The sequence below is a fragment of the Paenibacillus phytorum genome (assembly GCF_013141715.1).
GTDB classification, from domain to species: domain Bacteria; phylum Bacillota; class Bacilli; order Paenibacillales; family NBRC-103111; genus Paenibacillus_E; species Paenibacillus_E phytorum.
On record NZ_WHOA01000205.1, the window covers coordinates 15,988 to 39,039 of the forward strand.

The window sequence follows — 23,052 nt, forward strand, 5'->3', positions numbered from 1 at the left end:
TCTTCTATCGGATACATTAGTGTTGTGTTGAATACCAGTCCAGCACTCGTAAGGCGCGGAGAGTGTTCCAGCGGCTAGGCTCGCCTTCCACACCTTCCATGTCGAAGTGAACTCGATCGGGGTGAGAGTTCTCGAGCGGCCATTTCCCGTTTTGGTCTTGTTTCTTCGCCACCAGACCGACGGCCTCGGTGACCCGTTCATCGGGTTCGACACCAGCGCTGCGTAAGTAATCCAGACCCCGCAGCACGTCGTAATGCCACGTGGTCGGGAACGAGAAACGCTTCCAATTGGGATCGATCACCTCGCCGGATGACAGGGACCTCAACATGCGACGCTCCAGAAGGTACTCTTGTGCCCGGACGCGGGCTTCGGTCACCGCAGCAGTTTCACCCTTAGCCTTCTCGTACTCTAATAGTCCTTCCAAGACACATATGGTACTGTGGAACGAGGATCGTCGACTTTGAGGGGCGTTGCAATTCCAACCTCCGTCCTCAAGCTGCTCACCGAGGAGTCGATCGACTAGCCGAGCGCTTGCCACTCCGAAGTAGGCACCCACTCCAAGGATCCAACCATTGACACAGGGCTCAGTCTCTCCGTCGAAGTAGGGCCGACCGCCCATTTGCCGCGGCCAGGTGATGTGGTCACGCACTAGGCCGATCGATCTGCGGGCTTCCTCACCCGACGGATCCAAGCCTAGGTCCTTCAAAAGCAGCAAGGTGTAGCTCGTGCATAGCCAGTTCCGTGCGTCGGCGTCACCGCCCCAGTTGCCCTCGGAAGATTGCAGGCCGAGGACCCGGGCACCCCAACCTTCAGAGACAATCCGCGACCGCTCTGCGGCAACACAGTTATCGGGCTCTTCGGTTAGGTCACGCATCACCTGCCAACGGATCGCAGGGTCCCCGCCAAGCAGCCACTCTATTACTGATTTCTTTGGCTTCGGGATTTGCCAATCGGGATTTTTTGTAGTCATCTAATGGTCCTCCTTAATTTGGTCAAGTTCATACTACGTATCCTCCTTGGCTGTTTTTGACCATCGCTAAATATTTATATTTTTATATTAAGGTATGCCTTCAACAGAATCGTTCTGCGTTTTTTGAGTTTTTTGAACAATTATTGTAACCGATTATTTTCTTTAAAGAACATTGCTTTCATTGCAAAACGAGGCAAAATTAATTGCCTTCGCCATCTAGAAGGTTGATTTATTAATCGATACAGCCATTCCACATTTAACTTCTGCCATATAATTGGTGCTCTTTTTACTGTCCCCGCAATGATATCGAGACTTCCTCCAACGCCAATAGCAACCCTTACATTTAATTTGTTTTTAAACTTATGTATCCAAAATTCAGCTTTTGGGGCTCCAAGTGCAACTACTAAAACATCGGGACTCAAGGTCGCAATTTCATCTACAATTTGCGCCTCATCTTTATGATCAAAAAAGCCATGCTGTCTACCCAGAACGGATACATTTGGGTATCTCTTACCTATTACTTCTGTTGCCTTTTTACTAGTCATCTCATTCGCGCCCAGTAGATAAAACGACCAATTATTTCTGTTCCCTATCTCCAATAAATTGATTAAAAGATCACATCCTGTAACACGTTCGGGAAGTGGATTTCCCTTTAAACGAGAGACCATGACAATACCTGCACCATCAGCGGTTAGGTGACCCGCCTCGTCAATTATGGAACGGAGCAGTAAATCATGCTGACAAGACATGGCGATTTCTGGATTTAGTGTTACCACATGAAACAGTTCATCTTTTTTTTCCGTTATTACTTGGTCAATAATATGGACTGTATCTTCCATAGTTATTTTTGGTACTGGAATTCCCATTATTTGCGAACAGTTCTCCATAGAATCCACCTTAGGCTTTTAGCCATATTTTAACATAAAGGATTACTCCAAACTATCCTACTCTTCGTATTCAAGGATAGCTCTTAACGTGTTTCAACCCCCTCGACTCAGAAAACAAAAAAGCTTACCCGACTCAGGGCAAGCTCATGGTTTAAGAGTTAATAAATTTAGATGATGCTTTCTTAAGAAAGGGAAATATCAGACCGCTGCATTAACGATGGTTAGAATGATGATTAACGCAGTAAACATGAGGGCCGGTGCCGTTTTGCCGATCGGATCTTTGACCCTGAAATGCGCGAGGCACGCCAGTAACATCGTAATTCCAAGCCAAATGCAAGCCCACGTGACCGCCTCTGAATACCAGTAGCCGATGATTAGTATAGCGGCACCGACTAACTGGACGACGCCTGTGACGACACGAAACCACTGTGGTATTCCAAGATTGTTGAAAATATCGACCCAATATTTGGCCCCTAAAGTCTTTGCAGTGCCTGAAAATACATAGTATAAGGCCAGCAAGCTTTGAAGAACGATGAAAAGAACAGTCATTAGGATTTCCTCCCCTTATTTTAAGTAACAATGATTGATCACTGGTGTCCTCTTGTGAGAATTCGGAACGTGACGCCGAATTTATCCGTTACATTGCCGTAAGCGGGGCTGAAAACAATCATCTCCTTAGTTTAAATGTTTTTTTGCCAGGACACCCGGTATGGCCTCTTCTTTCGTAGTGGCCGATTTCCCTTGTCATTAACTATGTCGGAAGTCAGTAAGGAAACGTGACCGATTCGGTGAAAAAAAATTTTTAGAATGCGTAACTCAGAAAATACTGCAGATATCGTATATCTCTGTCACATCTGTTGAGTTTCATACGACATATAAGTAAAAATGAAAACGAAGGAAGGGCTGTAACGTATGAACGATCATCATTGGCTTGTGGAACAATTCGAGGCGCATCGGAATCACCTGCAAGTGGTGTCTTACCGGATGCTCGGATCTCTGAGCGAAGCGGATGACGCTGTACAGGAGTCATGGATACGCCTTAGCCGCTCCGATACTAGTGGAGTCGAGAATATGGGAGGATGGCTGACAACAATAGTCTCCAGGGTGTGTCTGGATATGTTGCGATCTCGCAAATCGCGGCGTGAGGAGCTTACGCTGGTGAGTGTACCTGAGCCGGTTGCTAGCCGCCAAGATGGAAGCGATCCCGAGCACGAAGCACTGCAGGCTGACTCTGTTGGTCTTGCGATGCTTATGGTCCTCGGAAATTTGAATCCCGCCGAACGCATTGCGTTCGTATTGCACGATATTTTCGCCTTGTCTTTCTCGGACATCGCTCCGATCATAGGGCGTAACGAGGTTGCAGCAAGACAGCTTGCGAGTCGTGCTCGTCGTCGGGTTCAGGGGGCTAAAACAACCGCTGATTCAGAGGATTTCAAGCGAAAACGAGAGCTTGTAGATGCTTTCCTAGCTGCGTCGCGCTCAGGAGATTTTGAGAAACTTCTTGCGGTATTAGACCCCGATGTCGTGCTCCGAAACGATCCTGCATTTCCACCGGTCGCCGCATGGCCAGTTGTTCACGGTGCGCATGATGTGGCCATGGGATTCGTTGGTCGTGCCCAAGGTGCACGGCCGGTGCTCGTGAACGGATCTGTGGGCGCAGTCGTGGCTCCTCGCGGTCGACTACTTTTCGTACTCGAACTCAAGATTGTGGATGGGAAGATCACCGAGATCGACATGATAGCCGAACAAACTCGTCTTCGCCAGCTCGACATAGCAGAAATGAACGATTGATAGGGCTAGCTTCAAAGAACAGCTATAATAACAATAAAAAGGGTATATCCCCTTTTGAAACTTGCAAGATAGAAAATGGTGAGTTGTGGAGGAATACTCGTCCAATCAATCGGAGCTAAAAAAAGCGATTTTGTTTGAGATCTGGCATGAAGATGCCGAACGATACCAGCCTTTGACGCCAGATATACATTTAGATCTTCCTGCTGAATTATTGAATCAACTGCATGCCCAGGATTTGGAGGTCGTTAAACGTTTTCATCCCAACCGTGACGTGCGCCGTATAGGTTTTGACTGGCCTCCTATCGCGCAATGACAATATAGAGGGCGATTTTATAGAAACCGGGGTCTGGAGAGGCGGAGCTTGCATTTTTATGCGGGGTTTTCTCAAAGTTAACGGGATCAAGGATAGAAGTGTGTGGGTGGCCGACTCTTTCGAAGGATGGTCAAGTCCGATTTCTAAAGGGGTGGTTTAAAGACACTTTACCTTCCGCTCCGATTAAAAAGATTGCAGTGTTGAGATTTGACGGAGATATGTACGGTTCGCCCATGGATTGCTTGTATCATCTGTACCCGAGAGTCTCCAAAGGCGGATTTATTATTATTGACGACTATTGTCTGCCGAATTGCGCAGACGCCGTCAACAACTACAGAAATATGCATGGAATTAATGACCCGATGTATTTGATTGAAGGATGCGGATGTTATTGGCGGAAAATGGAATAGACGCGACAAGGGTTAGCAAATCGAGCAGACCCACGTACATGGGAGGCATCCTTTTCTTTTTCTGTGGTAAGGTCATTATTGACAGGCAATCCCGTCAGCAATTGGACGTTATCTTTCAGCGGCAACAATTATGTCAGAAAAGGATCTCAATCGAAGAAATAAATCAAAGCACCCGATCGGTGCTTTTTCTTTTGCTTAAAAACCAACATTACCTACATTTGGAAAGACTGAAGCATCAGATCGATTCACGGTATTCCATCGGCGTCATCATTGTTCTATTTTTAAATAGTCTAATAAAGTAAGCTGATGACCCTATACCGACTTCATCTGCCACCTCCTGAATTTTTAAATCTGTCTCTTTGATTAATTCCATCGCCTTCTCCATCCTCAGTTCCAAAATAAACTCACTTACATTAACTCCTGTCATTTGCTTAAAAAACCGAGACAGGTACGATGCATTTAAGTAAACAATACTTGACAGCTTGGTGAGTGAAAGGTCTTCTTTAAGATGATTTCCAATATATTGCTTTAACTGGTCTATCATCTCAATCGACTTGATCGTTTGGTCCTTAACACGATAGTCAAAAATAAACTGTGCGAGTTGAATCAGAGTGCTACATTTCTCTTCCCAAGAACGTTCATTTTCCGCATTAAGCACTGCGCTTACAGCTTTCATTGACAATAAATCAGCTGAGTTGGCCGAGCAGTTCACATGATCGAGCAGCATAGCAGAAACAGAGTGAAAAAAATGCTGCCTCGCAAATTCCCATAACGGCTGCAAAGAAGTCGACAAAGTATGAAATAACTCCAGAAAAAACAGCTTCTGACCTGTTTCGAGGAATGCCTCCAGTTGCTTGAGCTTTCTAGTGTAGACATAATACCCCTCTTCGTTCATCTGATTTCCACGATTCTCATTCGCGTCAGGCTTGGACTCGATAATAAGCAAAACTTCTTCATTTTGTCCAATTCCATTCTGCTCACGCCGCAAGAGATTGCCACATTGCCTTCCAATGTCATTCCAGCTCGTATAACCGCCTGAAAGAAATAGAGAAACGGGCAGACGCAGCAAATTTTTGCATACATCATGTATTTCCACCATTATTTCCTTCACATAATTGAGGAATTCTTCTTCTCCTCCCCTATTGTCCTGCTCCTTAGGCTGCAGCATCCACATTAGACTTTTGGAACTGCATACCAAGCTCAGCTTCCGACCGTACTGAAGCAATTCATCGGAAATATTCTGGATGGCATAGAGAAGCAAGGTCTTGTCGGCATGCGTCATATCCTCATACCAACGATCAACTCTGCATGTCATAAGCAGCAACGACTGCTCGGAATCCAGTGAAATGTTCAGCTCTTCCAACCGTTTCGCCCTTGCATCGGCCTGCTCTACGATGTCTTCTTCCATGAGAGCAAGGACGTATTCCTTTTGCAGCAATGGTATCGCTTGTTGTATCTGTCTGCGTGCAGCGTCCTTTAATCGTTCTTCATCCCACTGGCAAGCAATTTCCTGAATCGCCCGATAGAACACCTCCAGAATTTTTTCCTCGCCCTCGGTTTTAATAATAAAATCATATCCCCCGGATCGGATCGCTTGTTGAGCAAATTGAAAATCATTGTATCCTGTCAGAAAAACTACACGCGTCCCCGGCCAACGGGATACGATATGTTTATGGAGATCCAATCCGTCCATACCAGGCATCCGAATATCAGTAAACACCAGATCAAATTTTATTCTTGCCACCAATTCCAATGCTTGTGTGGAAGAGTACGCCCGATGAACTTCAAGATCCAGATCAATAATATCCCGGAACAACTCATAAAGCCCCTCCACAATAATAGGTTCGTCATCAACAACGAGCAGACGATGCATAATCCTCCTCCCCTTCTTGCTTAGCAAGTGGAATGACGATGGAGACGCATAATCCTCCCATCGTTCCTCTCGCAAGCCGCAACCCGCTTGTGGGTCCATATTTAATCTGCAATCGCCGATGAACATTCAGCATCCCTGTTGTTTCCCCGGCGCCATTCTGACCAGACAAAAGTTCATGCATAGCAACCAAACTATTCTCAGACAAATCCGCATTGTCCTCAATAACAATCTCCAATCGATCCGCTGCAACAATAAACCGGATTGCAAGCACGCCTGCCTCCTCTTTATTCTCAAGACCGTGCTTATAAGCGTTCTCAACAATAGGCTGCAGGATTAATCGGGGCACAAGAATTGTGTCCACAACGATTGGAATATCTACAATCGTGAAACGAATACGCATTTGAAACCGCATCTCCTGAATGTTCGCATAAGTTATAGCATGATTGATTTCCTCGCGGAGGATCATCTCATCGGATCCGTTGCGGGTAATATATTGAAAATAATCACCCATATATTTAATGAACCTCATCAGGTTCTCTTTATCATCATTTTTGGCCATATAGTACATCGAAAAGTGACTATTATACAGAAAATGGGGATTGATTTGAGATTGAAGCTGCTTCAACTCCGAGAGCTGCAATCTGTACTTCTGTTCGTAAACTTCTTGAATCAGTCGCTTCACTTGCATAACCATCTCATTGAATCGAGCATACAAATAACCGAATTCGTCTTCATTTGGATGGCCGATGGTTACATTAAATTCACCTTTTTCGACTATTCGAAAAGCGCCAACCAGCCTTCTAAGAGGCGTATGGATAATGCGGTAGAGCCCATAAGAAAAAATAAAAATCATAATAATTGTCATACTCATAATCAACCAAGACCACTGTTTATATTGCTTGAGAGAGCCCATTACTTGCTGCGTAGGGATTACCGCTGCAAGCAAGATTCCAGTCTCATTGGATCTTTCGGCAGCAACAATATACTCACCATCCGTTGTCTTTAGATTTGTAATGTAAGAGACGCTATCCAGCGGAATCGTCTGTAATATCTCGTTCCATAAGTGTTCAGAAATTGTTGTGTTCTGAGAGCTTCCCAATGTCCAGGGAATATCCCCATTGCTGATGAGGAAGGCTTCGCCATGATAACTGCCGGCCAATTGCTCTAGCACATGCTGCAGTCTGGATTGCGCGATTTCCAGTGTCAGTACAAAAAGTGGAGCTTTATCTTCCAGTTGTATCGTGCGCTCCGGAGGATAAATTAAATTTATGAACATACGCTCATTCCATTTAACAATCGGAGCATCGTAACGGCTGGAGTATTCACGCAATGATTTATAGTCCTCAGAAATGCTGTCAAGCACTCGCTTGTCAGTTATACTTCTTTCCAACAGCGGAATATGCATGGTAACATGACTTAAAAAGCTGCTCGTATTAACCAGTAGATCCAGACGTTGCTGCAGTCTTAGGATTGCTTCCCGTTTCGCATTCTGATCCATGAAATTGGCTTGTGTGCTTAGATTCATTACATCATAATCGCTGACGAAGGAATGTTGGGATTGCAGAGTGCGGGTAATTTCCGACTCAAAGGTTGTCATATAGAAGGCCATCTTGGATTGAACAGATGTCAGGATTTCCTTCTCCACATGCTCTGCCCCTCTAGAGCTAACATACAGAGCAATCCCATTCAGGGGCAGCAGTACAATCAGGAATGTCAGTACCAATTTACTGTAAATATTAATTTTTCGAAGCCCTGATATGTTCAGCATAATTATCCTCCCCATCCCCGTCACCGTTCAAGCTCTCACTCACTCCCTCATCTTCATTGGTCAATTGTAGCATGCGTTATACAAATTGGCAGTATTATTCCTTAACACTGCCTAACACGAGTCCTTTAATAAAAAAACGCTGGAGAAACGGATAAACGATGAGTATAGGTAGTGCTCCCAGGAAAATTTGGGCTGCTTTTGCCGTTTTATCGGAAATTTCCATCATGTCATTCACATCAAGCTCCGTCATGCTGGCCATGTTCTGATTGATTACTACCGATTGAAGATACGTTGAAAGTGGATATTGCGCCTGTGATTTCATATAGATCAGACCATCAAACCATGCATTCCAGTGACCTACAATTGTAAATAAACCTACTGTAGCAATGGACGGCAGCGACAGTGGAACATATATTTTCCACAGCGTCTGCCAATGATTTGCTCCGTCTATAAAAGCTGATTCTTCCAATTCCCTCGGCAGCCCGCGAAAAAAATTCAGCATTAAAACGACATTGAACACAGGAACGGCCCCTGGAAGAATAAGCGCCCAGATCGTGCCGAGAATACCCGTTTCTTTCACTGTCATGTAGGTGGGAATCAGACCGCCGCTGAACAGCATGGTGATCACAAAAAACCAAACATACATCGTACGCAGTCTAAATGAAGCAACTTCCTTTGACAACGGATAGGCTAGTAGAATGATTAGCAGCATATTCACGGCAAAACCAAGAAAGACGCGCTGTAGCGAGTTGAAAATGGACTTGAGGAATTCAGGTTTATCCAGCACATACTGATAAGATTTCAATGTAAATTCCACTGGCCATAGCTTCACCGCACCAACGCCTGCCGCACTGCTCGAGCTGAAGGAAATTGCAGCAATATGAATCAACGGCAGTATGCACAGAATCGAAAGACCAATCAAAAAGGAGTTATTGCCTAAATTAAATATTTTTCGACTTAACGATGAATATTGCATCACATGAGCTCCTTTATTCAAAAGATACGATAATTGGCCAACCGATAGGCAAGCAGATAAGATACTGAAATAAACACAAAAGAAACGACTGACTTGAATAATCCGATAGCCGTCGCTACCCCAAATTGCGCATCAATAAGCCCCATTCGATAAACAAGGGTATCAATGATATCCCCACTCTGATAGACAGAAGGACTATATAGATTGAACACTTGGTCAAATCCCGCGTTCAGTACATTTCCGAGCGATAGTGTTAGCATTAATACAATAATCGGCGTCATGCCGGGAAGCGTAATATGCCATGTCTGCTTCCAGCGATTGGCACCATCAAGTACGGAGGCCTCATAGAGTGATGGATTAATACCCGTTAACGCTGCCAAGTAGACAATTGTACTAAACCCGAATTCTTTCCATTCATGCGAAGTAACGAGCAGATAAGGAAACCAGTTGTTATCCCCCAGAAAAAAAATCGGTTTGATTCCAAATGCTTGCAGCATCTGATTGACGATGCCAGTAGATGGTGAGAGAATATCCACCGTAATGCCCCCGAGAATAACCCAGGACAAAAAATGGGGCAAGTAAATTAATGTCTGTACGCTCCTCTTGACTACTTCTTTTCTTACCTCATTCAGCAGTAGTGAAATTACAACCGGCACAATAAGGCCAACAATAATTTTCATAAAAGCAATTCGTACCGTATTCCACAGCACCTGGAAGCTGTCTGGCATATCAAGTACATACTTGAAATTGTCAAATCCGACCCACTTCGAACCAAAGATGCCAAGCCCGGGCAGATACTTCTGAAAAGCAATTACCAGTCCTGTCATTGGAATATATTGGTATATAATCACCAGAATGAACCCTGGAATAATCATAAGGTGGAGCGGCAGTTCCCGTTTGAGCTTCTTTCCATATCGCATGTCATATCCCGCCAATCTGTCTGAATCTCTAAAGCTCTCTAACCGCTGTGTTTCGCCGCCACTACTGGATGCAGCGGTGGCAGCGCACACAAGCTATCAAGCTAACCTGTTTACTCGTTTACCCCACGACTAACGAGATTTTGACAAAGCCTTGTTTACTTCTTCCGTAATTTTGCTGCCACCAAGGCGATGCCAGTTATCTACATATTTGTCGAACTCATCCATCGTCGACGTTCCCATAATGATTTTCGTAAACACTTCCTGCTCCATTTTATCCAAGGTTGCCTTCTTGTCCACCATCGTTGGCGTGCTGGTGCCGACATATTCGCTTAGCAGCAGTCGATTATTCTTGGTGTATTCATCCAAAATAGAGAACGCTCCACCAATGCCGAATACCCGCTCGGTGCTCCACTGGCTTAGATCACCCGCTTGATAGTCCAGTATTCTCTGATAAGTTAGCTTCTCAGCCGCATTAAGGGCAGACGGATTAGAACCGGCCAGAGCAGCTTGAATATGAAGACTCTGATTTAAATTTTTCAGCGGATGTTCGAGTTGGAACAATCTGTACTTGTGAATAGCAATACCATCCTTCCCAGTACTGTATACTTCCGGCTCTGCTGACTCTCCGAAGAGCTTTTCTACACTAAGGTTCATCATTTTCATTACAGCTTCAGGGTTCTTCGCCCCTTTCCTGGCAACAACATACTGCGACACATTAAACGGCGTGCTTGCTTTGGCCACTTTACCGTCAATTGAAGGAAGCGGGAACGCCTTCCATTCCATCTTAGGGTTTGATATCTTGCCTGCCTTGATGACAATCGGGGCCCAGTCTAAGCCAAAAAATACACCGAATTTCCCCATTGCAATTTCTTCATACAGCTTTCCTGCATCCTTCACCCCGAATTCAGGGTCAATTTGCCCTGACTTGTATAGCGCTTGCAGCTTGGCAAGCGCAGCTTTCATCTGTGGCATTACCTCGCCATACACCGTCTTGCCAGCGTCATCCTTCACCCACAGCGTTGGATACGCATGATAAGCATTAAAAAAACCCTTGAGGCCCGGCATCTCGTATAATCCTTTTGTCAGCGCAAGGCCATACGTATCCTTTCGCTGGTTGCCATCAGGATCCCGGTTCGTAAAGGCATCCATAATTGCGAATAAATCGTCCATCGTTTTCGGTTCTGGTAAGCCAAGCGCTTTCAACCAATCTGTACGAATAAATAGCATTGGCGCATTGTCCGGCAATGCACTGACGAACGGCAGTCCCATCAACTTACCGTCGATTTTCGCTGAATTAAGTGCAGTCGCATCATATTCAAAGATGCTTTTGGACAAAGGAGACGCATACTTTTCGTAAACCTCATTCAACTCAGCCAATTGTCCTGATTCAGCCATCTGTTTCATTTGCATGGCATTCACGGTGACGAAATCTGGCAACTCGTTAGATGCAATCGTAATATTAAGCTTCTGGTTGTACTGTTCGATGGTACCTGTTACCGTCCAATTATAATTCACTTTAATCCCAAGCTGTTCACGGTAAGCAGTCATCCAATTATTGTTCTCAATCGATTCACCGTCCCGAAATTTTGTTGCCTGATCAATCAAGGTTGCCACACTTACATTAATTGGCGGGTCATATTTGCCTAACGGATCTATCTTATCGCCAGTACTCTCCTTCTTGCCTGCTGAGGCCTTGTTTGTTTCAGATGCAACATTGGTCGCCCCGACATTCCCCGTCCCATTGGTACTACTAGAGCAAGCAGTCGCAGCCAGACAACTGGCCAACAATAAGGTTGAAACCACTAGTCGCCAATTCCGTCTCTTTTCCATCGTTTTTCCCCCTGGTTTCATTGATAAGTTTGTTTCTCAATTTAAAGTATAGCTAAAAATTGTAAATGGTAGCTATCCTAACATTTTTACTTTGATTGAACTCTGTTTACCGTTATTCATCCGTTTCGCCGAAAAACGTGTTAGCCTTAAAACGTAAGAAGTCAATCATCTCCTCCCGCTACCTGGACCGTGATCCATGTGCTGAAGCTTGCTCCTGCCGCATTGATCAATTCCCCTTGGTAAGTATAGGTTCCCGGCGCTTTACCTTTCATGTAAGTGACTGCAGACTGTGCATTGGGGGTCGTTTTCTGAAGCAATTGCGTATCAATTAATTGTCCATTTTCGTATAACTTGTAAGTTGTACCATTTGTGCCCCACCACATGTTCATTGTAACCGCATAATCTGCATCGTCCGACCAATTGTTATGAGACAATACAGGGGTGCCCGGCTTCGCATCACTCACTACAACAGCATGATTGCTGCTGGCGGTTGTTCCAAAAGCATTGGCGAGCTCGGCATAATAGGTGTAGACTCCGTTCGCTCTACCGTGAATGGCCGTGGAAATTGATTGGGCGGCAGGTGATTGTTGTGATTGTTCCGTTACAATGCGGGTTTCAATTAATTTACCGTTCTCATACAGCCTGTATACATTTCCGTTATTCCCCCACCACATATTCATTATTATGTTATAATCTCCATCATGCAGGCCAGTGTCATGACCATTGTCATCAGAAAGCTGGATCACGCCCGGCATACCTATGCTTCCAGTTGAGGGAGAATCCGGGGTTTTCTCTATTGTAATGACCATCATGCTCTCTGGAGGAAGTTCGTCATAATAAACACCTGATTGCAAGGCAAACTGCTCTTTACTCAGCGTCAGCGCTTCGCTGTATACTGCTGAGACAACGGTGTCATTGTCGAACAATTGTCGCTCAACCATCTGTGGCCGATAACCATCTCCGCTCAGATCAGCAGTAACCTTAACAGGCTGATCCCAAGGATTGATCATAAACAAAGCCCGCGAACCGTCCGGGTTGTCAATCATGTAGGAAAGCAATGCTGCTTCATCATTGCGACTGTCGTTTGCATCAATATCAGCAATCTGTGTGTCTATTGAAGTTATTCTTCGCAATGCGGAGCCAGGTTGAATATGATTGGACAGCAGTTGATATGCATAATAGGCTGGACGAAGTTTGAAATCAGCGGTTTTATGCCCCCATAGTCCATAACGCATAATATTGGACGTATTTCCAGAATACTTCATGTCAAAGGCCTCCCAGTAAGCAGCTCCTTTCACCCCTACGGAAAGCGCTTGCAAAAGATAGGAAGATAACTTTAGTGCAGAGGAGTAACGCTCTGTGAGCAGTTTGCCATCTGTCGGATCTGTCCCCGGGCTGAACGTCCCCGATCCCGTACCGCCACTTACATTGGTTTCCCATAAAAACAAATCGGTTCCCATTGACCGTTCAGCCATTAAAGCCGCACGCAGCACTGGTGCAATCAACGTTCGCTTGTAGGGTATATATTGGTGATAGGATAGCATTCCCGTTTCGCTCTGCAGCGCACTTGCCGCCCGTTCCGTAAAGCCGTCAAACACTGCAGCATCTCCTACAACCAACCGCACCCCTGCAAATCCTTTATTAACCAGCGTCTGGTGCATGGTGGTGTACATCTCCACATATTGATCCATCGTGCCGGGGTACTCCAAATCCGGCTCATTGTACAAAGTTAGAGCTGCAATTTCAATATTCTGCTGCTGGAGCCACACAAGCAGCTCTGACATATGTTCAGCAATCAGCCCACTGTTTCTGAGATCTTTAGGACGATGCATCACCAGATTTATACTGGCTCCCACCTCTTTACACAACTGTAAATTCTCGAGCAACGCATTCATCATTGGCGTATTAAAGTTATAGCCGGCGCTAGATGTCCACCAAGCTGTATCGGTAAAGACACGCAGCCAAGCAGGGTTAATAGCCTTTAACCGATCTTCGATTAATTGTTTATCAGCAGCTGTCAGCCCATCATAGATATAAGTAAACGGATTCAGCTGCATACCAATACCTAGTAGATTCGTATTCAATTGCTCTTCCGTAACGACAAGCTTTACGTTTTCCGAATAAGCGGCCGAATTCATAACCGCATCCGAATAGACGTAGACAGATGCATCATCAAAATAAGCTTGACCTGTTCCATACAGCAAATAATTCACTTTGACTGTTACCGTTCCTTTCGGGATAACGCCGATTGCTTTAAGCTGTGTCCATTCACGGGTCCCACGAATGCCCAGTGACTGGTCGAAGGAAATTCGGGAGCCGCTGCTGTCATAATATGCAATCGCAATATAGGCGCCTACTGTGCCTTCAACCTGTTCCGTGCGCACCCAGCCATTAAAAACAATCGGCTTACCAGCAGGCAATCCCTCAATCGATTGCGAGTATACCGGCCAGCCAATCTGTGTTCCCTTTGTCACTCCAATTACGGCAGCCCCACTGTCATGGCGGCCAGCTGTGTCCGAGAATGAAAAATGATACTGGTTGCCGCCACCGCTTTGCCAGATTTCTTCTCGCTCACTACCCTCAAAATCAGCGGACAATAGTGTGACCTGCTCAGCTTCCCCCACAGAAGATATGCCGCCAAAAAGCTGAACGCCAAGTTCATCTTGCGCACTTCCAAAAACGACATGCTCCTTGCTCCAATCAGTCAATGCTGCTGTCACAAACAAGATAAGTAATAGTTGGGCCATAACAATCCGCCGTCCAATACGCTTTCGCCATTCTCTTGACTTAAACACGTTCATCCCTCCATACGGTTGTTGGTTCTCACCTAATGTGCTCCAGGCAATCATTTACTCCCTTCTTTCCCTTAAAGAGGTTGTTCATTTGAACACCCACTTAAAGGGGATTTGCCTTGCTGGCACCAATTATAACGGACAATAAAAATTCCGATCTATCCTAACCTTTTTACATCCATACCATTCTCTTTACTTCTTTCCTTACAAAGAACTTGAAAAAGAATCTCAAGGCTCATTATCGCCAAGCCGAAACGCCGGAAGCTGCCGTAATCCACTTAAACAGGATGTTTTCACGGACAGCTTTGGCGATCTTTCGTGAGGAAATGATGCGCTGCGTGTGTATAATATCTAAATCACAGAGTAAGCGGAATTCCATCTCCCTTGAGATGCAAGTTGAAACATAAGCAAGGGCGTAAGCACATTTATGCTTACGCCCTTGCTCACTTTTGATTCATCGATTTTAGTTCATTATACATTGGATTTTGAAAAAGTTATCCATTAGCTTAGGGCTTGGGTGGCCGATGGTATGGGATGTACATTGGTTTGATTTTTTCAATATTCTTTAGTTGTTCATCTGTGTTCGTGTTGCAATTTTAAAATTTAGAGTGAAAGAGGAGTTTTAGAGTTTAGAGGTATAGAATTTTTCTTTAAAAATTTTACAGTTAAACGGATGACATTCTTGGTTTCTTTCTGTTTCACTAATGTTTTGATCACTTCGGGTATATTTTCTAAAATTCCAAAATGACGCACATTTTGAATTACTTCTAATACCTTCCCCGATCCACATTTCTGAAAGTCATACCCTATAGTGTTGATAAATGCTATTAAAATCAAATGAAGTACCACAATACGATCCCAACGCAATCTATCTTCAAGTCGATTCATACCATTGAAAAATTCAGAAAGGGAAGAGAAATCTTTCAACCTGGCCTCAAAATCTTCCAACGTAATAACTTTCCCATCATCTACGAATCTATCACACATACTACGTAAATGATCACTATAAAAATGATCATATTTACTATTATAGGGAACACCGTCAAATAATCTGACATCCGTGCAAATCCAATGTAGGGCTTTTAGAAACATTAAGAACTCAATGTCTTTTCTGTTTCCGATCTGTGCGTCGATGTATATAGCTTCATTTTCAAACATTCGAACGATTGTTAATACACGAAGGAAGCGGTACATTGTTGATTTATGATAGTATGATTCATTAGCCAACCACCCCTTTTCTTCATTTTCATATAAATTTAATAAACGATAATGCAGTTCAGTTGCTGCTTCTAAAACCCTTCCCTGATAACTCCCGATTAACTCACGTAATTTCTTCTTTTGCTCATAGCTATACTCTTTCTTTAGTTTATAGGAAAGAGATCTGTTGTCGAAGAAAGATTTCAAAGATATGCTGAAAAGCGTTCCTAAAATGGTTGTAACTAGTGCTACGATAGCTGACACAATTGCAGCCTGCATAGTTGGATTTAAACTTATAAAATAGTTATACAATTCACGACCTCCGTTACCAGCAATAATAGCTCAAAGGCCAACTATGACTCTGATTCGAATTTACTTTTCTCCAGCATCATATGATGTCGTTTGTTTGCATCAGTACTAAATTATAAAATATCAATGGTGATAGTATCTGTTTAATTTTCCACTTATTATCTACCCCTTGTAACTCACTTTTTTTATGTTAATTTATCTAAGCATCCAAGCCATCCTACACACTCTCATAGACATAAGAAAAGCACAACCGCTTGGATGTGCTTTGATGAAACTTCTCTTTTTTTAACTATCGTTCTGCGTTAGTTTCATGAGCCTATAACTTTTTTGTCCTTTCCTTTTCTCTCAGAACAAAGATTTCTCTTATGAAAGCTCCCAAACCACCTGATACTGCTACAATTGAAATTAAATTAATTATTTTAACAAATACATGAGGTGTGCCAATTATGGTTACACAATTTAAAAATATTATGATCGGGAAGAAAATTAACCCAACATATAACTGCTTTTTTGTAGAAATAATACTTACCTCCCTTTGATTATTTGTTCATTCTTACTTCTTCGACCGATTCCATTAATATCCTTTTATACCATGAATACCTACTCAACATTCCTGCCCTTTAGCGTGGAAGAGGCAACCGCTTTGAACCGGTTGTCTTTCATATTTGGTTATTGAGCTGTAGTGTCGTCACACGGCTCTCTTCAGAGACTTACTGTCCCGGCCGCCTATGCCTCCCCAAGCGTAATGCACAGTCTGAATAAATACTAATGTGGTTATCATATTTCTCATGAGCGGTACTTTTGGTATACTTGGAACAAACCAACTAGGAATGGGTGTCGAGTATTTGAAAAATGAAGATATGCTTGCGGTGCTGAAGGCTCTGTCTAATGAGACCCGTCTCAACATCCTTTGCTGGCTGCGGGAGCCGGAAAAGATGAACGAGAATCTACCGAACGTTATCAAAGAAGAGTTCCCTGGGGGTGTCTGCGTGGGAAGCATTCAGGAAAAATCCGGTCTGACGCAGTCAGTCATCTCCTCGTACCTGTCCTCCATGCAGAAAACCGGACTGTTGGAGTCCCGACGCTATGGCCAATGGACCTATTACAGGCGCAATGAAGAGGCGATTGCCGCCTTTTTGGAGGACTTTGCGGCCGGGCTGCAGACCAAGAAGAAGTAGCCCCAAAAGTTTTATCCGAAGTGCTTGCACTTTCATCTATTCATCTATATATTTGTATTTATAGATGAATAAACAAACCTTTTCTATGCAGGAGGAGAGAATAAGATCACCATATCCAAAACAGCAGCGGCTCTGTTCAAGCCTTTTGAAAACGGCCGACTGAAGCTTGAAAATCGTATTGTAATGGCCCCAATGACCCGTTGTTTTTCGCCGACAGGCGTTCCTGGTCCCGACGTGGCCGGATATTACCGCCGGAGGGCGGAAAACGCCGTCGGTCTCATCATCACTGAAGGAACAATCATTAACCATCCGGCTGCGGCTGCTGACCACGGCGTGCCGCATTTTTACGGTGAGGAAGCTCTGGAAGGATGGTCGCGCGTCGTGCACGAAGTGCATGAAGCCGGCGGCAAAATCGCTCCGCAGATCTGGCATACCGGCACTGCCCGCGAGAGGAAGAAATTCCCGGATTCGAATGTCGATCCGATCGGGCCGTCAGGCCTGAGCCTGACCGGCGAGCCGGTATCAGAGCCGCTGACGATCGAGGAGATTTGCGGTCTCGTACAGGCTTATGCCCAGAGCGCAGCCGACGCGAAGCGTCTCGGCTTTGATGCGGTGGAGATCCACGGCGCGCACGGCTACCTCATTGACCAGTTTTTCTGGGACGTCACCAACAAGCGCACGGATGATTATGGTGGCGATCTGGTTGGCCGCACCAAATTCGCGGTGGAGGTTATCGAGGCGGTGCGAGCCGCGGTCGGCCCCGACTTCCCGATTATCTTCCGCTTCTCCCAATGGAAACCCGTTAATTACGGCGCCAAGCTGGCAGCGAATCCAGAGGAGCTGGAGCGCTTCCTCGCACCGCTGTCTGCGGCAGGCGTCGATATCTTCCATGCCTCCACGCGCCGCTTCTGGGAGCCTGAGTTCGAGGGCTCAGACTTAAACTTGGCGGGCTGGACGCGCAAGCTGACCGGGAAGCCGGCTATTACCGTCGGCTCCGTCGGCCTGGACTCCGTTTTCACCAGCCTGTTCGAGGAGGGAAAAGGCGGGCAGGCTGCCGGCATCGACAAAGTGATCGAGCGTCTGGAACGCGGAGAGTTCGACCTCGTCGCCGTCGGTCGCGCTCTGCTGACTGACCCGGCCTGGGCGGCCAAGATCCGCGATGACCGCACCGATGAGCTTCAGCCGTTCACGCGGGAGGCACTTACCACGCTGAGCTGATTCAACGCTGAGTACCGGGCAGCAGCCGACTCAACTCCAAAGCTTTTTCAGATCCAATCCAAAAATACCTTTTTTAATTTAAACAAGCGGCACTATCTGTGATATGCAGGCGGAGCCGCTTGTTGGGCTTACATCTATTTAAGAGGCAGATGACGTCAGTACTTGCGGATTCAAGCCTCTAGCTCGGGATCATGATCTTCTCCGGATAAGAAATACCTTGAAAGAGCTCACCTCCCGCAAAGTCATCTTGAAATTCAACATAAAAAGCGACATCAGAACCGAAGGGATACCGCGCGGCATCCCTTTTAGTAATTATATTTTAACTATCGTTCTGCGTTAGTTTAATTACGGGAGACCATCACATCACAACCCCCATAACAAGGTTCGTGTCATAAAGCATAATCACCTCCTCCACCCTACTAAAAAAACGTTCACCCAGTAGAGTGAACGCATAATTTCATAACTTTATTGTCCTTCAACATCATTATTATCTAAAACAACCATGAGGTATCCTCCTTCATATCATATTTTTAATATATGATCAAAGAAGTAGAATTGCGTGGGATACCTGTCCGAACATTGTAGTCAAAAGACTCTTCAAGGAGAATTTGTACAATTGTCCGTTTCATTTAAGTGAAATAATTAAATAGAATGATAGAGAAATAAAATAGATCTAAGAGGTCTGTCCATCAACATTCTACTGAAAGGCAGAATTTTCACGGTCAACGTCAACACCGCTCATCAAAGATGAACGGGGCAATAAGAAGCAGGGCAGCATCGCCGCTCTCGAAAAACATGTGATTGATAAAAAAAGGCACCAGCCGAAACGCTTCTACGCTCCAGCTGGTGTGTCTATCTGTTATTCTTCTTCAAACAACCGTTCACCTTTATGCAGCCTCCAGGCAATTTTAGCCGTATGCGGGAGCTCGCGCGCGGTTGGCGCGTGTGCCGCCAAATATCGGGTGCAGGCGAGCAGCATCGTTTCTTTGGCCTTCTCCGCAAAAGAGCCTGTCGCCGCTTGCCAGCGGCCGTATTCGGCCACTGCGGCCTCATACATTTGAAAAGAATGGAATTCCGCATCCTCCCGCAACAGCGCATGGCCAAGCGTGTTAAGCAGCGCTCCCGGCTCACCACCGCCATGAATGTAGTCCATCACCCATTGCGCGGCCGGTCCGACCTGCTGGCGCAGATCGAGCAAATCGAGCAGTTCCTGATGGTCGGCCGGCGCGGCGGAACCGGACGGCTTCGGACGTGCGGCTGTCGGCACGTTTAAGAAACGGTCAAGATATACGCTAACGGCTCCGTGAAAAATCGCCCGCTGCAGCATCGGCTCATCCGATTGCAGCAGCCTTTCATGCACGGCGTGAGCATAAGTGAACGTATGGAGCACTGCAATCCAATCGCCGAAATCGTTCTGCGTATGGAAACGAACGATCCGTTCCGCGGCGGCCAAAGCAACGAGCTGCGCCAATTGCGCCGGAGCCGTTCCCGCGATGAGCAGGTCGCGCAGCAAAGCGATCGTCTGCTCAGGCGTATCGCTCAGCAGCTGCTTCAGTAATTGCTCTTCCGTATCAGCTGACAGATCTGTTTGCTGCCGCGCATCCGTTGACCCACCGGCGAGCTTCGCCTGCGCTGCATTCTGCTCCAGCTCGTTGACCGCTTGCTTGATCGGTTCTACGAGGTTCAACGGCGTCTGCCACTGGTGCAGCTCCTCGCTCCGTGTCGGACGAGCCATCATCGGCAAGAGCGAAGTTAAAATCCGCTCCTTTTGCGACACCTCCGCCCACTCCAGCGCCTCAAAAGCTTTGCTGTGGAAATCGAACACATGGCCGCCGTCCAAGTAAAAGTGATCTGTTGCGGCGACAAGCATCATTTCCGACAGACGCTTCGTGTCAATGCCTTTCAAAATGGCGGTGATCAGCACTTTCTCAGCGCCCTGCGTATCCCGCACCTCTATGCAGCTGCGATACCACTCGGTCAACCGTTCGAACGGCACGTCCGCCGACGGCAGCGCCGACAGCAAGTGGCGGGTTCCTCTGCCCGAGCTGCCTCGAGCGACATGGACAAGGCCTTGGTACAAGGCGAGTATTTTGCCGTTCTTGTCCAGCTTGTCGACGCTTTGCGCCATCGCGGTAAGAATCGTAAGTCCGGCGTTCCAGCCCGTTCCATATGTCGTGCCGAATTCGATGCCAATGCGGGCGATGTCCTGCTCCGGCACTCCCGCTTCGATCAGTCCGACGACCGCTTTCGAGATGACGATGCCGATATTTTGCTCGAGTCCTTCTTTCAGTCTATGCTTATATTTTTCCGCGCCTTCCGCTCTTCTGGAAACCGCATTTACCCACACTTCGCCGCCGTCGACCCGCACTTCATATGACGGAACATCGTCCGCCCACGGATCAAGCGTTCCGCCGCTGCAGACGTCAAACCGAGCATGATGCCAATGGCACGTCAAAATCCCGTCGCACAAGCTCCCCATATGGAGCGGAAAGCCTAAATGCGGGCAGCGGTTGTCCACCGCATATACTTGGTCTTCATGATAAAAAACAGCGATACCGCCTCGTATAACCTTTGCACCCTCTTGTTTAAGCGCTTCCAAATTGCCTGCTGAAATCCAGTTTAAATTGACACTCACCGATACAGCCTCCTTTATTTTTTCAAGCTGCACTCCAAACTACAACAATCGTATCCGGTCAGAACCCTCTGTGTTCTTCTCCATAGTTTTATTATACCTTAGTGTCCCGGCCATGGCTTCAGCAAAGAGTAAGGAAATCAGCACGACAAAAACCCCGTCCAATGAAAGCAAAAGAAGAGCCGCTTAAAGTGCAGCTCCACTATCGTTTTCCGTTAGTTTATGCTTAGGTTTCAAGTAAATGTAATAACAAGCTTTTTTGAACATGCATCCTATTCTCAGCTTGTTGATAGATAATGGAGTTCTCAGATTCAATCAAATCCTCTTCTATCTCAAAGTCAGGATGAATTGGCATATCGTGCATGATGTATGAGGAATAACCACCTAGATTTTTCTTGTTATTCTGAAAAGGCATCATTACTTGAATCCTTCTATTTTTCTCCTCGTGATAATCAATATTCTGAAAATATTGGCCAACCGCCTTCATGCTTGATTGAACTATCGTTTCCGTTAGCTCAATACCATGGCACATAAATACGGTCAGTATCGAATATCAATCACGTAATCTGACTTTACCCACTCCTTATACTGTGAAGACAGTCGCTCATTAGCAAACCGCGGTGATGAATGTGATAGTCGAAATAGATGGTTATTTCGTGCCCCAGAGCACCTTAATAATCTAGTAGACGTCCATTATCATTCCATTGACCGTACATTTTGTTTTCTCTAGTATTTGTTATGAATTTATCTAATCTGCTCCTAAACAATTCTGACTGATTCTTATTGCTTTGTATCGTGTCGATCCGAACTCTATTATAAAGATCTGGAAATGCCATGAAATTATCGTATACTTGCTTTTCCTCTTTTAGCCTTTGCTCTATATCTTCATCTATTCTAAAAGAATCGTGATCCATATCAGGAAGAGCCCTTCTTCCTTCGTCTCTCATTAACCCCAACTTTTCGAGGCGACGGACACGTTCTTTATTTAATTCAGTCCATGAACTTTTTTTACTTCTAGGAGATAGTCTCTGAGCCAGCTCCGTTTCAGAAATTTTCTTCTTGACTCCATCGATCCATCCAACGCACAAAGCTTCCTCGACCGCGTCCAAATATAACAGGACATCGGGGGTGGGCGTCATACTAACCAAGACCCAGCAACACTTTTCAGTCTTGCAATTGTTCTGCAGCCAATTTCTTAAATCTTCTCTCGATTTTACTGGAATAAAATTTTTCATTTCCATAGATAAAATACATTTTCCTTTCTAAATTGATTCATACTCCCATAATATACCTTTTATACATCAGGAAATATTAAAAAATGGTCTTTAATTGGAGACCGCGGCAAAAGTAATGTTTTTGGAAGAACCAAAGAATTTAGGGGATCAAATATGTCTCCCTGAACGCGAAACGAGCCTTAGAAGCGATTCTAGAGGCTCGTTTTTTTAAACTCTTTTGTTGTTCTGAAAAAAATGGACTTTTGCAGTGGTCTCTAATTGCAAGACAATTTTTTTAATGAGTTACTGTTTGTTGGAAATGACTTTATCAAGAAACTTATCTGCGTCACTATTGAATTTCCACGAAATCCCGAACTTATCAACCAGCATTCCAAAGCACGAAGACCAAGGAGTATTGGATAACGGCATTATAACATAGCCACCAACCGATAAATGATTAAAGTATTCTTCCAGTTTTTGTTTATCATCGATGACTAGACTAATCAGGACATTATTTCCTTTCACCAACTCACCTGTTACCGTCTTCATAGAAGGCAAAATATCCGACATCATGATTTTCCCGCCTGCGAATTCTATGGAAGACTCCATAATCATATTTAACTCATTTTCTGGCAGTGGATAGTTTGGATCTTGTGGGATATCGCTAAATTTAACTTTTTTCACTTCAGTTGAACTTAAAGCCTCCGAATAAAATTCAATCCCTTGTTCTGCATTTCCATCAAAGTTTAAATATACAATAGCTGACATAAAGTA

The 23,052-nt window shown here is 45.2% G+C and carries 17 protein-coding genes and 1 pseudogene; 4 read left to right on the forward strand and 14 right to left on the reverse strand.

The window, feature by feature from the left end:
• Positions 1-16 precede the first annotated feature (16 nt).
• The 3 genes from GC098_RS29310 to GC098_RS29320 form a co-directional block, all read right to left on the reverse strand.
• A complete protein-coding gene (locus tag GC098_RS29310; RefSeq protein WP_171646872.1) occupies positions 17-970 on the reverse strand; it encodes a prenyltransferase/squalene oxidase repeat-containing protein in 954 nt (317 codons plus the stop codon).
• A 140-nt stretch (positions 971-1,110) separates the two neighbouring features.
• Entirely contained in the window at positions 1,111-1,836 is a 726-nt protein-coding gene (locus tag GC098_RS29315) for a WecB/TagA/CpsF family glycosyltransferase (protein ID WP_312880415.1), read from the reverse strand.
• Positions 1,837-2,055: 219 nt separating this feature from the next.
• Entirely contained in the window at positions 2,056-2,406 is a 351-nt protein-coding gene (locus GC098_RS29320; protein WP_171646874.1) for a DoxX family protein, read from the reverse strand.
• 363 nt (positions 2,407-2,769) lie between these two features.
• On the opposite strand from GC098_RS29320, the gene GC098_RS29325 reads away from it, so the two are divergent.
• Both GC098_RS29325 and GC098_RS40390 read left to right on the forward strand, forming a co-directional pair.
• A complete protein-coding gene (locus GC098_RS29325; RefSeq protein WP_171646875.1) occupies positions 2,770-3,648 on the forward strand; it encodes a sigma-70 family RNA polymerase sigma factor in 879 nt (292 codons plus the stop codon).
• Positions 3,649-3,733: 85 nt separating this feature from the next.
• Positions 3,734-4,371: pseudogene (locus GC098_RS40390) on the forward strand (TylF/MycF/NovP-related O-methyltransferase).
• A 235-nt stretch (positions 4,372-4,606) separates the two neighbouring features.
• Here the strand turns inward: GC098_RS40390 and GC098_RS29340 are convergent.
• From GC098_RS29340 to GC098_RS29370, 7 genes are all read right to left on the reverse strand, one after another.
• Positions 4,607-6,244 (reverse strand): response regulator, encoded by a 1,638-nt coding sequence (locus GC098_RS29340; protein WP_171646879.1) that lies wholly within the window; start codon positions 6,242-6,244, stop codon positions 4,607-4,609.
• The gene (locus GC098_RS29345) at positions 6,222-8,012 is read right to left on the reverse strand and encodes a sensor histidine kinase (protein ID WP_171646881.1); all 1,791 of its coding nucleotides are present in this window, start codon (positions 8,010-8,012) and stop codon (positions 6,222-6,224) included. The genes GC098_RS29340 and GC098_RS29345 overlap by 23 nt, the downstream gene beginning before the upstream one ends.
• Positions 8,013-8,106: 94 nt before the next feature.
• Positions 8,107-8,988, reverse strand: coding sequence for a carbohydrate ABC transporter permease (locus GC098_RS29350; RefSeq protein WP_171646883.1), 882 nt, complete (start codon positions 8,986-8,988; stop codon positions 8,107-8,109).
• A gap of 17 nt (positions 8,989-9,005) precedes the next feature.
• Entirely contained in the window at positions 9,006-9,908 is a 903-nt protein-coding gene (locus GC098_RS29355) for an ABC transporter permease (protein ID WP_171646885.1), read from the reverse strand.
• A gap of 129 nt (positions 9,909-10,037) precedes the next feature.
• The gene (locus GC098_RS29360; RefSeq protein WP_171646888.1) at positions 10,038-11,738 is read right to left on the reverse strand and encodes an extracellular solute-binding protein; all 1,701 of its coding nucleotides are present in this window, start codon (positions 11,736-11,738) and stop codon (positions 10,038-10,040) included.
• A gap of 161 nt (positions 11,739-11,899) precedes the next feature.
• Positions 11,900-14,533: an early set domain-containing protein gene (locus GC098_RS29365; protein ID WP_312880416.1), complete on the reverse strand. Its 2,634-nt coding sequence runs from the start codon at positions 14,531-14,533 to the stop codon at positions 11,900-11,902.
• A gap of 600 nt (positions 14,534-15,133) precedes the next feature.
• The gene (locus tag GC098_RS29370; RefSeq protein WP_171646892.1) at positions 15,134-16,039 is read right to left on the reverse strand and encodes a hypothetical protein; all 906 of its coding nucleotides are present in this window, start codon (positions 16,037-16,039) and stop codon (positions 15,134-15,136) included.
• A gap of 857 nt (positions 16,040-16,896) precedes the next feature.
• Here GC098_RS29370 and GC098_RS29375 point away from each other — a divergent pair.
• Both GC098_RS29375 and GC098_RS29380 read left to right on the forward strand, forming a co-directional pair.
• Positions 16,897-17,214, forward strand: coding sequence for an ArsR/SmtB family transcription factor (locus tag GC098_RS29375; protein WP_376773977.1), 318 nt, complete (start codon positions 16,897-16,899; stop codon positions 17,212-17,214).
• Between the two features lie 105 nt (positions 17,215-17,319).
• Complete coding sequence (locus GC098_RS29380) at positions 17,320-18,432, forward strand: NADH:flavin oxidoreductase (RefSeq protein ID WP_171646957.1); 1,113 nt, start codon at positions 17,320-17,322, stop codon at positions 18,430-18,432.
• An 859-nt stretch (positions 18,433-19,291) separates the two neighbouring features.
• On the opposite strand, the gene GC098_RS29385 is transcribed toward GC098_RS29380, so the two are convergent.
• The 4 genes from GC098_RS29385 to GC098_RS29400 all read right to left on the reverse strand — a co-directional run bounded on the left by GC098_RS29385 (position 19,292) and on the right by GC098_RS29400 (position 23,046).
• Positions 19,292-21,067, reverse strand: coding sequence for a Rieske (2Fe-2S) protein (locus tag GC098_RS29385; protein WP_171646900.1), 1,776 nt, complete (start codon positions 21,065-21,067; stop codon positions 19,292-19,294).
• A 223-nt stretch (positions 21,068-21,290) separates the two neighbouring features.
• The gene (locus GC098_RS29390) at positions 21,291-21,551 is read right to left on the reverse strand and encodes a Rossmann-fold NAD(P)-binding domain-containing protein (protein ID WP_246359041.1); all 261 of its coding nucleotides are present in this window, start codon (positions 21,549-21,551) and stop codon (positions 21,291-21,293) included.
• Positions 21,552-21,735: 184 nt separating this feature from the next.
• A complete protein-coding gene (locus GC098_RS29395; protein ID WP_171646903.1) occupies positions 21,736-22,305 on the reverse strand; it encodes a YdeI/OmpD-associated family protein in 570 nt (189 codons plus the stop codon).
• A 276-nt stretch (positions 22,306-22,581) separates the two neighbouring features.
• Positions 22,582-23,046: a VOC family protein gene (locus tag GC098_RS29400; RefSeq protein ID WP_171646904.1), complete on the reverse strand. Its 465-nt coding sequence runs from the start codon at positions 23,044-23,046 to the stop codon at positions 22,582-22,584.
• Positions 23,047-23,052 lie beyond the last annotated feature (6 nt).